Source organism: Peteryoungia rhizophila (assembly GCF_004912145.1).
GTDB lineage: Bacteria > Pseudomonadota > Alphaproteobacteria > Rhizobiales > Rhizobiaceae > Allorhizobium > Allorhizobium rhizophilum.
Window position 1 is genome coordinate 584,089 of the sequence record NZ_STGT01000001.1, and the last position, 15,118, is coordinate 599,206.

The 15,118-nt window shown below is 62.2% G+C and carries 11 protein-coding genes; 6 read left to right on the forward strand and 5 right to left on the reverse strand.

Annotated features, from left to right (window positions below):
• Nucleotides 1–46: 46 nt before the first annotated feature.
• From E9677_RS02735 to E9677_RS02740, 3 genes are all read right to left on the reverse strand, one after another.
• Entirely contained in the window at nt 47–2,575 is a 2,529-nt protein-coding gene (locus E9677_RS02735; RefSeq protein ID WP_136556552.1) for a methyl-accepting chemotaxis protein, read from the reverse strand.
• Between the two features lie 284 nt (nt 2,576–2,859).
• Nucleotides 2,860–3,003 (reverse strand): hypothetical protein, encoded by a 144-nt coding sequence (locus E9677_RS25105; protein ID WP_168801100.1) that lies wholly within the window; start codon nt 3,001–3,003, stop codon nt 2,860–2,862.
• A 172-nt stretch (nt 3,004–3,175) separates the two neighbouring features.
• Nucleotides 3,176–4,357 (reverse strand): BaiN/RdsA family NAD(P)/FAD-dependent oxidoreductase, encoded by a 1,182-nt coding sequence (locus tag E9677_RS02740; protein ID WP_136556553.1) that lies wholly within the window; start codon nt 4,355–4,357, stop codon nt 3,176–3,178.
• Nucleotides 4,358–4,479: 122 nt separating this feature from the next.
• On the opposite strand from E9677_RS02740, the gene E9677_RS02745 reads away from it, so the two are divergent.
• The 6 genes from E9677_RS02745 to E9677_RS02770 all read left to right on the forward strand — a co-directional run bounded on the left by E9677_RS02745 (nt 4,480) and on the right by E9677_RS02770 (nt 13,577).
• Complete coding sequence (locus E9677_RS02745) at nt 4,480–5,916, forward strand: glutamine synthetase family protein (protein ID WP_136556554.1); 1,437 nt, start codon at nt 4,480–4,482, stop codon at nt 5,914–5,916.
• A 13-nt stretch (nt 5,917–5,929) separates the two neighbouring features.
• Complete coding sequence (locus E9677_RS02750; protein WP_136556555.1) at nt 5,930–7,216, forward strand: NAD(P)/FAD-dependent oxidoreductase; 1,287 nt, start codon at nt 5,930–5,932, stop codon at nt 7,214–7,216.
• 191 nt (nt 7,217–7,407) lie between these two features.
• A complete protein-coding gene (gene zwf, locus E9677_RS02755) occupies nt 7,408–8,880 on the forward strand; it encodes a glucose-6-phosphate dehydrogenase (RefSeq protein WP_136556556.1) in 1,473 nt (490 codons plus the stop codon).
• 11 nt (nt 8,881–8,891) lie between these two features.
• The gene (gene pgl, locus E9677_RS02760; protein ID WP_136556557.1) at nt 8,892–9,590 is read left to right on the forward strand and encodes a 6-phosphogluconolactonase; all 699 of its coding nucleotides are present in this window, start codon (nt 8,892–8,894) and stop codon (nt 9,588–9,590) included.
• Nucleotides 9,591–9,708: 118 nt separating this feature from the next.
• Nucleotides 9,709–11,526, forward strand: a complete 1,818-nt coding sequence (edd, locus tag E9677_RS02765) for a phosphogluconate dehydratase (protein WP_136556558.1) — start codon at nt 9,709–9,711, stop codon at nt 11,524–11,526.
• 275 nt (nt 11,527–11,801) lie between these two features.
• Nucleotides 11,802–13,577 carry a methyl-accepting chemotaxis protein gene (locus E9677_RS02770; RefSeq protein ID WP_136556559.1) on the forward strand — a complete coding sequence of 592 codons (1,776 nt, stop codon included), beginning with the start codon at nt 11,802–11,804 and terminating at the stop codon, nt 13,575–13,577.
• 50 nt (nt 13,578–13,627) lie between these two features.
• Here the strand turns inward: E9677_RS02770 and E9677_RS02775 are convergent, their stop codons facing one another.
• Both E9677_RS02775 and E9677_RS02780 read right to left on the reverse strand, forming a co-directional pair.
• On the reverse strand, nt 13,628–14,335 hold the full coding sequence (locus tag E9677_RS02775) for an anti-sigma factor (RefSeq protein ID WP_136556560.1): 708 nt from the start codon (nt 14,333–14,335) through the stop codon (nt 13,628–13,630).
• Entirely contained in the window at nt 14,332–14,883 is a 552-nt protein-coding gene (locus E9677_RS02780) for a sigma-70 family RNA polymerase sigma factor (protein ID WP_136556561.1), read from the reverse strand. Before E9677_RS02780 ends, E9677_RS02775 begins: the two co-directional genes overlap by 4 nt.
• Nucleotides 14,884–15,118: the final 235 nt, after the last annotated feature.

Consider the following 15,118-nt stretch of genomic DNA (forward strand, 5'->3'; position numbering starts at 1 on the left):
GCCCGGCGCGCGGCGCCGGGCTTTGTTGCTGTCAGAAAGTCTCGTCTCAGGCGGCGCGGCCCACGGGACGCTGACGATCCGCCTCGATCCTGAACTGCTGCAGGAGATCGCGCAGCTGGTCCGTCTGCGCCGACAGATCCTGGGTGGCGGCGGTCGCCTCTTCCACCATGGCGGCATTCTGCTGGGTCATCTGATCCATGCGGCCGACGGCGCCGTTGACCTCATGCAGGGCGCCGGACTGCTCGCGACTGGTCTCGGCGATCATCTCGATATGTTCGCTGATCGTCGCGATCTGCCCGCCGATACGCGAGAGCACCGTGCCCGTCTGTTGAACATGCGTGGAGCCGCTGGCGACTTCTTCCGCAGAGCGGTTGATGAGGGCCTTGATCTCCTTTGCGGCATTGGCTGACCGCTGGGCGAGTTCGCGAACTTCCTGAGCCACCACGGCAAAACCTTTGCCGGCTTCACCGGCACGGGCGGCCTCGACGCCGGCGTTCAGGGCGAGCAGGTTGGTCTGGAAGGCGATCTCGTCGATCACGCCGATGATGTTGGAGATCTGGCGCGAGGCGTCCTCGATGCGGCCCATGGCCGAAATCGCGCTGCCGACAACGACGGCGGATTCGTCGGCATTCTTCTTGGCTTCGCGGACGACACCATTGACCGTTTCGGCCCGCTCGGAGGACGAACGGACGGCGGCGGTGATTTCATCGACGGCGGCCGCGGTTTCTTCCAGAGAAGCGGCCTGCTGTTCGGTTCGGCGGGCGAGATCAAGTGCCGACTGGGCCATCTGGCGGCCGTTGTTCTGGATCTGATCAACGTTACCGGAGATCTGGTGCATGGTGTCGCGAAGGCGAGAGAGCGACAGGTTGAAGTCGTTGCGCAGCTGTTCCAGACGGCCATGGAAGCGGCCTTCGATCTCGAAGGAAATGTCGCCATTGGCGAGCCGTTCGAGCGCCTGGGCGAGCTTGCCGACGGCGTGTTCGATCTCCTGGTCGAGGGCCTGCTTTTCCTCGTCGTTGCGACGGCGTTCGGCCTCTGCTTCCTGCTGCTCGCGCTGACGTTCGGATTCGATTTCGAGCTTGGTATGGGCATTGGTCTTGAAGACGGCGAGCGCGCGCGCCATGGCACCGATCTCGTCGCCGCGTTTATCGCCGACGATGCCGGCCTCGAGATCCCCTTCGGCCAGACGCTGCATCGACGAGGTGATGCGAGCAATCGGGCGCTGGAGGGTAACCACGAGCGCGAAGCCGCCGATGATGGCGAGAAGCACGCCGGCAATGGTGGTACCGATCGAAAGGCGGTTCGCTTCCTGACGCTCGGTGCCGGCGACATCCTTCTGCAGGTCGGCAAAGGACGTCAGTGACATCCAGATGGTATCCATGGTGCGGCTGGCTTCGGCAAAGCTCGCGCTGCGATCGGCGCTTGCCTTCACCAGTGCTTCGGTGTCAGCCGTCAGCGCCGCCAGAAGCGGGGTGATGGCGCCCGTCAGGCTGTCGTAAAAGGCTTTGTCGGAAATGCTGCCGCCGAGCACTGCGAGATTATCGCCGATCAGCTTGATCTGACGCAGGACCGGTTCGCGGGTCTTGTCGTCCTTCACGTTGAGGAAGGTCGCCGTCATGATGCGCAGGTCGTAGACATCGGCAACCAGAGTGCGGCTGCCGACCAGGATGTCGGCGGCCTGGACCGCGCCGGTCTCTACTGCAGCGAACTTCTGGACGGAGTCGCTGTATTTCGTGGCGGCGCCCGCAGCCAGGATTTCTTGGAAGCCTCGGAAGCGCGCGACAACCGATCCCACGGCGCGTCCGTTCTCGAGGCTCAGGTCGCCGGTTGCGACCAGTTTCTTCAGCTCATTGATCGATGCGAGGAACGTCTTGCCCATGTCCTTGTTTTCGGCCGGCAGGGCGTTTGCGATCTTGCGCTGGGTCTTCACGAGTTCCGGCAGCTGCGTCTGCAGATAGGGGAACTGCTCTTCCGGCGTTCCCGCGCTGAAATATCCCTTGGTGACTTCGGCCAGATGCTTGGCGCCAGCCGAAAGACGCTCGGCCTCCTTCAAAGCACCCTTCGCGTCGTTTTCGCCACCGAGCACGGCACGCTGCAGCTTCTGGGCCTCGTCGGCGACCCGGATCTGCTGCGCCATCAGGCCCTTCAGGTGTTCCTGGATTGAGGCGTCCAGCGCGACCTCGGACTGGTAAAGCTGCCAGAGGACATCGATCTTTTCGTTGACCGCGCCCGTGCCTGCAATCGCCTCGTCGAGGAAGTTGCGGCCCATGCCGTCGGCGCCGATTTCGGACAAGTTCTGGTTGAGTGTCGCCTGTTGCGCCGACAGTTCACCGACGACCGCGCCGCGTGTCTCCTCAGAGGTTTCGTCGAGGAAGCGGGTCATCGCGGCGTTCACGTTGCGGAAGCCGTTCAGCGACCGCATCGTGCCATTGGAGATTTCCATGCGCTGCTGGAGGAGGCCCGAGGCATAGAGGCCCATGAGACCGACCGCAGTAATCGACAGGACGAATGGAAGCACGAATGCCATCACCTTGGTCGAAATCGAAAACCGCGACAGAATATGATCGATCAACATTGTCCCTCCAAAAGAAGGCCGGGCATCGCTGCTCCCGCCTCATAAAAAACTGGACGGCTGCGACTATTGTCTTTGCCGTCTACACTCCACTCCGGGAACAAGAGTTGCAGTAAAAGTCTCAAGACCGAGTTAAAGGGTTCCACGGGTGTGCGGACGCGGGGCAGGCTCGGGAAGTCAGGGAGAAAAAGTGCCGCGGCACGGGAGATAGCAAGGCGCAGCGATGAGCGAGCGAAAGGCAGGCGGATCAGGCGCCTGCCACAGTCCCGGGCGTCAGGAGGCTTGGATCAGCCGAGGAGACCGATCGCAAGGGCGGCAAGTGCGCTGGCGGCATAGAGGCAGACGATGCTCAGATGGCGAAGGCGGGCACGCTCCTCGTCACGGGCACGGGTGACGGCAATGGCGCGGGGCTTGCGGGTCTCATGGTTCATGGGGCGCGGTCCTTGATGCGGCCAGGGAAGATCATGCCCTTTCGGGCAGTTGCCGGCCAAGACCTCATGTCGCGACATTGAAGGATGTCACACCGGCATTCAGGCAGGATGGCCGACGCATGTTAACAAGTCCTGAATTACAGGGAGAAGCTTGTCCGAAACGGGAGCTTTTTCAGAGGTTTTCGCCCGCGGCATGTCCAGACGCCCAGGCCCACTGAAAATTATAGCCGCCGAGCCAACCGGTGACGTCAACGCATTCTCCGATGAAGTAGAGCCCCGGCACTGTCTTGGACTGCATGCTGCGGCTATCGAGCGCATCGGTGTCCACGCCGCCGAGGGTCACTTCGGCCGTGCGGTAGCCTTCCGAACCCGCCGGCTTGATCGGCCAGCGGCGGATACGCTCGGCAAGCTGGGCCAACGCCTTGTCGGGCAGGTCGGCAAGCGGGCGTTCGAGCTTGGCGGCATCCGCAAGATATTGGGCAAGACGTTTCGGCAGGTGCTGGGAAAGCACCGTCTGCACCTGCTGGCGTCCATTTTCGCGCTTGGCCGCCTTCAGCGTCTCAAGGAAATCCACATCGGGCTCAAGCGTGAGGAGGATCTCGTCGCCCTCGCGCCAATAGCTCGAGATCTGCAGGATCGTGGGGCCGGAGAGCCCACGATGGGTGAAAAGTAGTGCTTCCCGGAAGCGAGTCTTGCCACAGGCGACATCTGCCTCGACGGCGACACCAGAGAGTTCCGAAAGCTCGCCCAAGAGATTGGGATCGAGCGTGAGCGGGACGAGCGCAGGGCGGGTCTCGGTGACAGGCAGGCCGAACTGCTCGGCAATGCGATAGGCGAAGCCGGTCGCCCCCATCTTGGGGATCGACTTGCCGCCGCAGGCGACCACGAGGCTTGTCGCGAGGATCGGGCCTTCGCTCGTGGAGAGGCGGAAACCGTCCGGACCCTTCTCAACTCCGGAGGTCTCGCTGGAGAGTTTCAGGTCGACATGGACCGCGCGCATCTCCTCCAGCAGCATGCGGATGATGTCCTTGGCGCTGTCGTCGCAGAAGAGCTGGCCAAGCGTCTTTTCGTGCCAGGCGATCTTGTGGCGGTCGACCATGGCAATGAAATCGGAAGGTGTGTAGCGGGCCAGCGCCGACTTGGCGAAATGCGGGTTCTGCGAGATGTAATTCTTCGGCGTGGCATGGATGTTGGTGAAGTTGCAGCGTCCGCCGCCGGAGATGCGGATTTTTTCACCCGGCGCCTTGGCATGGTCGAGCACGACGACCGAGCGGCCGCGCCTGCCAGCTGTAAAGGCCGCCATCATGCCGGCGGCACCGGCTCCGATGATGGCGACGTCGTACTTGCTGGCCATGGCGTTGCTCCCGGGGATCTGTCGTCTGTCTCGACAAACTTATGATCAAAGTCAACGCGTCCCCCTCGCCAAAGGCCAAAGTCTGGCTATGATGGCCCTCATTAACAACCAACCGGTGAGACATGCCCGCGAAGAAGTCCATGATGAGATCCCAGAACGCTCCTTCCAAAAAAGCGGTGATCCCGCCGGATCCTGGATCGAAGCGCGGCGTCTCGAACTGGAAGGAAGCGGCAACCTGGCTTCGGGCCCGCGGCATCGAGGACATCGAATGCATCACGCCCGACCTCGCTGGCGTTGCGCGCGGCAAGATGATGCCGTCGTCGAAGTTCACGTCGAACACGTCGCTTGCGCTGCCGTCGGCACTCTATCGTCACACCATCTCCGGCGAATATCCCGACGAGACAGAGAATTTCCGCTACGAGCCGCGCGACAGCGACCTCAAGCTTTTGCCTGACCTCTCGACGTTGTCGGTCGTGCCCTGGGAGACCGACCCGACGGCGCAGGTGATCTGCGACATCGTCGATGTCGATGGCAAAAACGTTTCCTACACTCCGCGTAACGTTCTGAAGAACGTCCTGCGCCTCTATGACGAAAAGGGCTGGAAACCTGTCGTCGCGCCTGAGATCGAGTTCTATCTCGTCGCGATGAATGACGACCCGGACTATCCGCTGCATCCGCCGAAAGGTCGTTCCGGCCGATCGATCATCGGCGGCCAGGGTTATTCGATCGCCGCCATCAACGAGTTCGACGAGTTGATCGACGACATCTACCACTTCTCGGAAAAGCAGGGGCTGGAGATCGACACCCTGATCCACGAGGAAGGCCCGGCCCAGCTCGAAATCAACCTGCGCCATGGCAATCCGATCGAGCTTGCCGACCAGGTCTTCATGTTCAAGCGCACGATCCGCGAGGCGGCGCTGAAACACGGGATCTACGCGACCTTCATGGCCAAGCCCATGCAGGGCCAGCCGGGCTCGGCAATGCACATCCACCAGTCGGTGGTCGATGCCAAGACGGGCAAGAACATCTTCTCCAATCCCGACGGCTCTGCCTCGCCCGAGTTCTTCCACTTCATCGGCGGCATGCAGAAATACGTGCCGAGCTCGCTGGTGATGCTGGCGCCTTACGTCAACTCCTATCGCCGCCTGACGCCCGACATGGCCGCCCCCGTCAACAATGCCTGGGGTTACGACAACCGCACGACGGCCTTCCGCGTGCCGGTTTCGGATGCTGCCGCCCGTCGTGTCGAAAACCGGCTGCCGAGTTCGGATGCCAATCCCTATCTCGCGCTCGCGGCTTCGCTTGCCTGCGGTTATCTCGGGATCATGAAGGAAATCGAGCCGACGGCTGCTGCTGAAGGATCTGCCAACGAAGGGTCCGTGGATCTTCCACGCGGCCTTCTCGAGGCGGTCGCCCTGCTCGAGGGTGAGGCCGACTTCAACGAGGTGTTCGGTGCGGAATTCGTCGGCCTCTATGCCGGCGTGAAGCGCGGCGAGTTCGAGACCTTCATGCAGGTGATCAGCCCGTGGGAACGCGAATTCCTTCTGCTCAACGTGTGAGGGGGGCGATCCCATGACATGGCAAAGCCCGATTGCGCCGGGGATTTCCTGGTATCAGGCGAGTGTGGGCGAGAGGCCGGAATATCCGGCCCTCGACGGCTCTGTCTCGACCGACGTTGCCATCATTGGCGGCGGCTTCACCGGCCTGCAGGCCGCCTTCAACCTCGCCCGTCTCGGCGTCTCTGTCGTCCTGATTGAGGGCAGCCGCTTCGGCGACGGCGCATCGGGTCGCAATGGCGGTCAGCTCGGCACCGGCCAAAGGGCTTCGCCGACGGAGCTGGAGACCGAGCTCGGCTTCGAGCGATCGAAGGCGATGTTCGAGATGGCGGAGAATGCCAAGCATTACCTGCTGGACTTCGCCGAACAGCACGGCATCGACATTGAATATTTGCCAGGCCAGATGAACGTCTCGCACAAGCGTGGCGGGGAAGAGGAATACCGGCACGAAGCCGAAATCATGGCGGTCCGCTACGGCTATCCGCACATTTCCTTCATGGACCAGGAAGAGACGCATGATCGCGTCGGCTCGACGCGCTATCACTTCGGTCTGCGCGACACTGGAACGGGTCACATCCATCCGCTGAAGCTGCTCGTCGGCCTTGCCCGGGTCGCAGCAGCGTCCGGTGCCAGTATCCACGAAATGACGCCGGCAAGCGGCATTCGCCAGGCAGGCGGCAAGACTGTCATCGACACCCCGAAGGGCACGATCACGGCCGACCGAGTGTTGATCGCGACCAATGCCTATATCGGCAATCTGGAGCCGGTGACGGCGGCACATGTAATGCCGATCCGGTCCTTCATCGGGGCGACCGCGCCGCTCGACCGCTACCCGCAGGTGCTGCGGGGCTTCGAAGCGGTGGCGGACAGCCGTTTCGTGGTGCGCTACTTCCGCAAGAGCCGTGACGGGCGGCTGCTGTTCGGCGGGCGCGAAGCCTATACGGCCGACAGCCCGCGCGACATTGCCACCCATATCCGTCGGCAGATCGCGGAAATCTACCCGGATCTGAAGAACATCGAGATTACCCATGGATGGGGCGGCTCGGTCGGGATCACGCTGCCCCGCAAGCCCTTTGCCAGGGATGTTCTGCCAGGCGTGACCTCGCTTGCCGGCTATTCCGGGCATGGCGTGATGCTCTCCAACTATTGCGGCAAGATGTATGCGGACATGGTGGCCGGAAATGCGCGGGAACTCGATCTGCTCAAGGAGTTGAAGATCCCGCCCTTTCCCGGTGGGGCAAGGCTGCGTAAGCCGCTGCTGTTCCTGGCGCTCACCTGGTATGCGCTTCGCGACCGGTTCTGAAAACCGCGCCTCTTCCGGGAGGGAATGGAGGCTCTTGTCTGCTCGCTGCTCGGTGTGTTCCATTGTCGCAGGACACCCTTTGTTCATCCTTGGCGCGACATGGGAAGACAAAATTCGCCCCGTAAGGGTGGCTTTTTTAAATCGATTAGATTAGAACCTGTCCAACGAATTTGCCGAACGAGAGATGCCGTATGAGCAGCCAGATCATCCCCGTTGAACCCTTTGACTACGTCGTTTTTGGCGGCACCGGTGACCTCGCCGAGCGCAAGCTTCTGCCAGCCCTGTTTCACCGCCAGCTCGCCGGCCAGCTGACCGAGCCGACCCGCATCATCGGCGCATCGCGCACCGCGATGACGCATGAGGAATATCGCAAGTTCACGCTGGATGCCCTGCACGAGCACCTGAAGGCCGAGGAGCTGGATGAGGCCGAGGTCGCGAAATTCCTCGAACGCGTGCATTACATCTCGGTCGACGCCAAGTCCGACCAGGGTTGGGAAGATCTGAAGAAGCTGCTCGACCAGGGGAAGGACATCGTGCGGGCCTTCTACCTCGCCGTGTCCCCTTCGATCTTCGGCGATATCGCCGACAAGATCCGCGACCACAAGCTGATCACCAAATCGACCCGCATCGTCGTCGAGAAGCCGATCGGCCGCGATCTCGCCTCGGCGCAGATCCTCAACGACACGATTGGCAAGGTGTTCAAGGAAGACCAGATCTTCCGCATCGACCACTATCTCGGCAAGGAGACGGTGCAGAACCTGATGGCGCTGCGCTTTGCGAACGCACTCTACGAGCCGTTGTGGAACTCGGCCCATATCGACCACGTGCAGATCACGGTGGCCGAATCCGTCGGCCTCGAAGGTCGCGTCACCTATTACGACAAGGCCGGCGCGCTGCGCGACATGGTGCAAAACCATATCCTGCAGCTGCTCTGCCTCGTGGCCATGGAGGCCCCCTCCTCGCTCGACGCGGAAGCGGTGCGCGACGAAAAGCTCAAGGTGCTTCGTTCGCTGAAGCCGATCACGCCCGCCATTGTCGAGAAGCAGACGGTGCGTGGCCAGTACCGCGCTGGCGCCTCTGCCGGCGGTGCCGTCAATGGCTACCAGGAAGAACTCGGTGCCGTTTCCGACACGGAAACTTTCGTTGCGATCAAGGCAGAGATCAACAACTGGCGCTGGGCAGGCGTCCCCTTCTACCTGCGGACCGGCAAGCGGCTCGCGACCCGCATGTCCGAGATCGTCATCACCTTCAAGCCGATTCCGCACTCCATCTTCGGCGAAAATGCAGGACGCATCGAGGCGAACAAGCTGGTCATCCGTCTGCAGCCGGACGAGGGCGTCAAGCAATGGCTGATGATCAAGGATCCAGGTCCGGGCGGCATGCGCCTGCGCCACGTCTCGCTCGACATGAGTTTCGCCCAGGCCTTCGACGTGCGCAATCCGGACGCCTATGAACGCCTCCTGATGGACGTCATCCGTTCGAACCAGACGCTGTTCATGCGTCGCGACGAAGTCGAGGCCGCGTGGAACTGGTGCGACCCGATCCTCAAGTCGTGGGAAGAAATCGGCCAGAAGGCGCAGGGCTATACATCCGGCACCTGGGGTCCGAGCCAGGCCATCGCGCTGATCGAGCGTGACGGCCGCACTTGGCACGAAATCGACTGAGGCCCGGACCCATGGCGCATCAGATGAAGACATTCGAGAACGGGACCGCTCTTGCGGCCAGTCTCGCCGATGCCGTCGCCTCGGCCTTGTCCGCTGCGATCACCAGGAGCGGCGAAGCGACACTTGCCGTCTCCGGCGGCTCGACGCCGAAAGCGTTTTTCGAGGCGCTGTCGACACGGGCTCTAGACTGGGCCAAGGTAAAGGTGACCCTGGTGGACGAACGTTTCGTGCCGGAGGACAATCCGCGCTCGAACCATCTGCTGGTGAAGACGCATCTCCTGAAGAATGAAGCGGCTGCCGCGGAATTCGTGCCGCTCTACCGGCCGGAAGCGACGATCGAGGATGCCGCGAAGACGGCGTCCGGGATCGTGCCGGGCATGACCCGCCCCTTCGACGTGGCGATCCTCGGCATGGGGACTGACGGGCACACGGCCTCCTTCTTCCCCGGCGGCGATCACCTCGCCGCAGCGCTCGATCTGACGCTGCCGCGCCGCGTCATGACGATGGAAGCACCGGGTGCAGGCGAGGCTCGCCTCACGCTTTCCTTCTCGGCACTTCACGATGCCGGCCTTCTCGTGGTTCACATCGAGGGTGCCGAAAAGAAGGCCGTGCTGGAAAAGGCACTTGCCGGCACAGACGAGCAGGAAATGCCGATCCGGGCCGTTCTCGAACGGGCCCAGACCACGCCTGATATTTACTGGGCGCCCTGAGGGAGAGCCCTCGCCTGCCGGAGTCTTTCGGCAGTGCGGATAGGACGAGTTTCATGGCCGAGGAGGCCTTTGCGCGATCTGCGCCTCAGCGCTCGCGCCAGATGAGGAGCCATATCCGATGAGTGCAGACCGCCGTATCGAAGCCATTACCAAGCGGATCGTCGAGCGATCGAAGCCGACCCGCGAAATCTATCTCGACCGGACCCGCCGGGCGATCTCCAAGGGCGTGCACCGGTCGACACTGTCCTGCGGCAACCTCGCCCATGGCTTTGCCGTCTGTTCGCCTAGGGACAAGGATGCGCTTGCCGGCGACGTGGTGCCGAACCTCGGCATCATCACCGCCTATAACGACATGCTGTCCGCTCACCAGCCCTTCGAGACATATCCGGCGTTGATCCGCCAGGCAGCCTCCGAAGTGGGCGGCGTCGCGCAGGTCGCCGGTGGAGTTCCGGCCATGTGTGACGGCGTGACCCAGGGCCAGCCGGGCATGGAGCTCTCGCTCTTCTCACGCGATGCGATCGCCATGTCGGCGGCAATCGGCCTGTCGCACAACATGTTCGACAGCTCCGTCTATCTTGGCGTCTGCGACAAGATCGTGCCCGGTCTGATGATCGCGGCCCTCACCTTCGGCCACCTGCCCGCCGTCTTCGTTCCGGCAGGGCCGATGACCACGGGCCTGCCGAACGACGAGAAGTCGCGCATCCGCCAGCTCTACGCCGAGGGCAAGGTGGGGCGCGCGGAACTGCTCGATGCCGAATCCAAGTCCTATCATGGCCCGGGCACCTGCACCTTCTACGGCACGGCCAATTCCAACCAGATGCTGATGGAGATGATGGGCTTCCACCTGCCCGGTGCCTCCTTCATCAATCCCGGCACGCCGCTGCGCGACGCGCTGACCAAGGAAGCGACCAAGCGGGCTCTCGCCATCACCGCTCTCGGCAACGAATTCACACCCGCCGGCGAGATGATCGACGAGCGCTCGATCGTCAACGGCGTCGTCGGCCTGCATGCCACGGGTGGTTCGACCAATCACACGATCCATCTGATCGCCATGGCCCGCGCCGGTGGTATCAAGCTCACCTGGCAGGACATTTCCGAACTCTCCGACATCGTGCCGCTGCTCGCCCGCGTCTATCCGAACGGGCTTGCCGATGTAAACCACTTCCACGCCGCCGGCGGCATGGGCTTCCTGATCAAGCAGCTGCTCAAGGCAGGTTACGTGCATGACGATGTGCGCACCGTCTATGGCCAGGGTCTTGCCGCCTACACGATCGATCCGAAGCTCGCCGATGACGGCACCGTGCATCGCGACCCGGCATCGGAAGTGAGCGCCGATCCCAAGGTTCTGACCACCATCGACAAACCGTTCCAGGCGAATGGCGGGTTGAAGATGCTGACCGGCAATCTCGGCAAGGCGGTCATCAAGATCTCGGCGGTGAAGCCGGAACGTCACGTCGTCGAGGCGCCGGCGATCGTTTTCAATGACCAGCAGGAACTTCAAGACGCCTTCAAGGCCGGCAAGCTGGAAAAGGACTTCATCGCCGTCGTCCGCTTCCAGGGTCCGAAAGCCAATGGCATGCCGGAACTGCACCGTCTGACACCACCGCTCGGCGTGTTGCAGGATCGAGGCTTCAAGGTTGCGCTTGTTACGGACGGGCGCATGTCGGGCGCGTCGGGCAAGATCCCGGCTGCGATCCACCTGACGCCTGAAGCCGTCGACGGCGGCGCGATCGCGCAGATCAAGAACGGCGACATGGTGCGGCTCGATGCCATTGCCGGCACGCTTGAAGTTCTGGTCGATGCAGCCGAGTTCAACGCGCGGCCGCTTGCCACTGTCAATCTCGACGACAATGAATTCGGCATGGGCCGTGAACTCTTCGCCAGCTTCCGCCGTATCGCCGGACCGGCAGACCAAGGCGCCAGCGTCCTGTTCTGACGTCTATCTCACTCCGTCATCGAAAGGGCCGCAGCCGCATGCGGCCCTTTTTGTTTTTGCGTCGACGCTTGCAACTTTCGTCGATGGCTTTCCCAGCGATTGATGCCATTAACGAATTCGACACTGCTAATTTTGTATACCTTCATAAAGAAACGCACGCGATATCAACAAGTTATACAAATCGCCGATCCTGCACACGCTTCATCGCCCTTTGTCTACTTTTAGGATGCGCAAACCGGTTCGGAAACAGGAATTGGCCAAAGGACCAAGGCACAATGTTTGGATTGAACAGCAAAGACCGCGCACAGCTCGAATCGCTTGAAGTCATCACTGCCAACATCATGATCGCGGACGTGAACCTCAACATCCGCTACATGAACACCGCCACGAAGGAATTGCTGAAGGAAGCAGAGAGCGACCTGAAGAAGGAACTCCCCCGCTTCGAGTTCGACAAGCTGATCGGCAGCAATATCGACATCTTTCACAAAAACCCCAGCCACCAGCGCAACATGCTGGCGAGCCTGAAGAACCAGCACAAGGCGACCATCTGGGTCGGGCACCGCGCCTTCGACCTGATCGTCACGCCGCTGAAGAACGGGACCAAGACGACGGGCTTCGTCGTCGAATGGGCCAATGCAAGGGCCCGGCTGCAAAACCTCGATTTCCAGTACCAGATGGAAGCCATCAGTCGTGTGCAGGCGATCATCGAGTTCACGGCAGAGGGTGAGGTCGTCTCGGCGAACCAGAATTTCCTCGACGCGCTCGGCTACCGAATGGAAGAGATCAAGGGCAAGCATCACAGCATGTTCGTCGACCCCGACTTCATGAAGTCGGCCGACTATGCCGAATTCTGGAAAAACCTGCGGGCCGGCAAGTTCCAGGCTGCCGAATTCACTCGTTACGGCAAGGGCGGGAAGAAGGTCGTCATCAATGCCTCCTACAACCCGATTCTCGATGATCGCGGCCGTGTCACCAAGGTGGTCAAGTTCGCGACCGATGTGACCGAGCGCGTGCATGCGGTGGATACCATTGGCGACGCATTAGGACGCATGGCGCATGGCGACGTCAGCTTCACCCTCGACAGGCCATTCGCACCGGATTTCGAGGCGCTGCGGACCAATCTAAACGAAGCCGTGACGCAGCTCGCCACCACGCTCGGTGCCGTTGCCACATCGACGGATCAAATCGACAGCGGCAGCCGCGAGATCAGCTCAAGCGCCGAGGATCTGTCGAAGCGTACGGAACAGCAGGCGGCATCGCTGGAGGAGACGGCGGCAGCACTCGACCAGATCACCGTCAACGTCAACAACGCCTCCAAGCGCGCCGAGGAGGCCCGACACTCGACCCAGGCCGCCGATACGAGCGCCACCCGATCCGGCCAGATCGTTGCCGAAGCGGTCGGTGCCATGGCGCGGATCGAGCAATCGTCGAACCAGATCTCCAACATCATCGGCGTGATCGACGAGATCGCCTTCCAGACAAACCTGCTCGCCCTCAACGCTGGTGTCGAAGCGGCGCGCGCCGGTGAGGCTGGCAAGGGTTTTGCCGTCGTTGCCCAGGAAGTGCGTGAACTGGCACAACGGTCGGCGCAGGCAGCGAAAGAGATCAAGGAGTTGATCCGCAACTCCTCCGAAGAGGTCAAGAACGGCGTCAAGCTGGTCAGCGAGACCGGCGAGGCGCTGAAGACGATCCAGGACAACATCATCGCCGTCAACGATCACATGCAGGCGATCGCGAGCTCTGCCCGCGAACAGGCCACGGGTCTGTCCGAGGTCAATTCGGCCGTCAACCAGATGGACCAGGTGACACAGCAGAACGCGGCCATGGTGGAGGAATCGAACGCCGCAAGCGCGACGCTGGCAACAGAGACGCAGCGCCTGCGCCAGTTCATTTCGCGCTTCACGCTCGGCAAGCATTACACCGGCCAAGGGGGAGCCGCACCGCGCAACGTTGCCGCGCCGACACAGGTATCGGGTCAGAGACGCGCGCCCGGACGTCCGATGGCCGTTCATGGCAATACGGCGCTCAAGGAGGACTGGCAGGAATTCTGAGACCTGCCCAGTTCCAAGCATCGGCCCGGCGAAAGCCGGGCCGTTTGCTGTCAGGAACGCGGCGCCTTGGCGAAACCCTTGCCGATGATCGGCCCTGTGGGCTTGCCCGTTGGCGAACCGCCGAGGGGCTCCAGGGTGATCTCGTAAAGCTGCTCTTCGAGCGGTCCCGGCAGATCCGGGCCTGACACCGTCGCCGTTTGCCAGCCATCGAGAACACCGAGCGAGACCGGGCCGGTGTCGCTCGACGGCAGCGTCCAGAGCTGCAGCGATCGATCATCTGCCACAGAGAAGTCGATCAACGGCACGACCTTGGCCGTGTCGTTGCCGAAGTCCTCGATCATTACGACCGGCTCTCCCTCCGCGTTCATCAGGATCGCCACGACCTGCGGTTCCAGCCTGGTCATGGCGGTGTAGGCAAGGGCTGCCACGAGCAGAGCCGAGGCTGCCACCGCCGACATGGCGATGCCACGCCAGCGCGCCAGCCTGTTGTCGTTTGCAGCGGGCGACTTGGGCTTTGCGTCTACCGGTTTCTCCTGGGCTCCGAGGCTCGCCTCGATGCGTGACCAGAGATCTGCCGAGACGGTGGCAGTCGGCCCGACGAGGTCGAGCTCCAGAAACCGGTCGCGCGCTTCGCCAACGGCCCTCGCAAGAGCCGGGTCGGTCTCCATCTCGGCTTCCATGACGCGCCGATCATCCTCGTCCATCAATCCGAGGACATAGGCATCGGCGCGTTCTGCTGTGTTCTGCCAGGTGCTCATGCCATGCACTCCCTCAGGGACGAGAGAGAGCGCCGGATCCAGGCCTTGGCCGTGCCGAGCGGAAGCTTCAGGCGCCCGGCTATTTCGCCATGGCTGTAGCCGGAGACATAGGCCATGAGCACCGTCTTGCGGCGCAGGCCGTCCAGTCGCGCGAGGCAGGCGCGAAGGCGGCTTGTCGTATCCAGCTCATCGAAGAGATCGTGATAGAGCGCATCCGCACCCTCGTCCTGGAGGCGCTCGAGGCTTTCTGCATCCGCCAGTTCCTCCCGTCCGCCGTTGCGCAGCGCATTCAGCGAGCGCGAGCGGACAACAGAGAAGATCCATCCGCGCGCCGAACCCCGGGAAGGATCGTATTGCCACGCCTTGTTCCAGATCTGCAGGAAGGCCTCCTGGACGATCTCCTCCGCTAGGTCGTGGCGGCGCAGGATCCTCTCCGCGATCGTCACCATGCGGACCGCTTCGCTGCGATAGATCGTGGCCAGACCGGCGCGATCCCCCACAGCACAGGCTCTCAATGCCGCGCCGAGCTCGTCTTCGTCATTCCCCATCCCGCGTCCTTCCAATGTACTCTGCGGAAAGTAGGCATTGCTGAAGATTTGGCAACCGGGCACAGGCGTTCCGGCGGATTGGACGGTTCTCGTCATCACCATATCCATCACTGTCTCCTTCATCTTCTCGACACGCGAGACCGGGCTCCGGATGCAGCACGAAAAAAAATGTTTGATGGCTGCATCCAATCGGCCGTCGCCGCGTGTCTTGGGATTAGGAGGCACCAGACGGGTG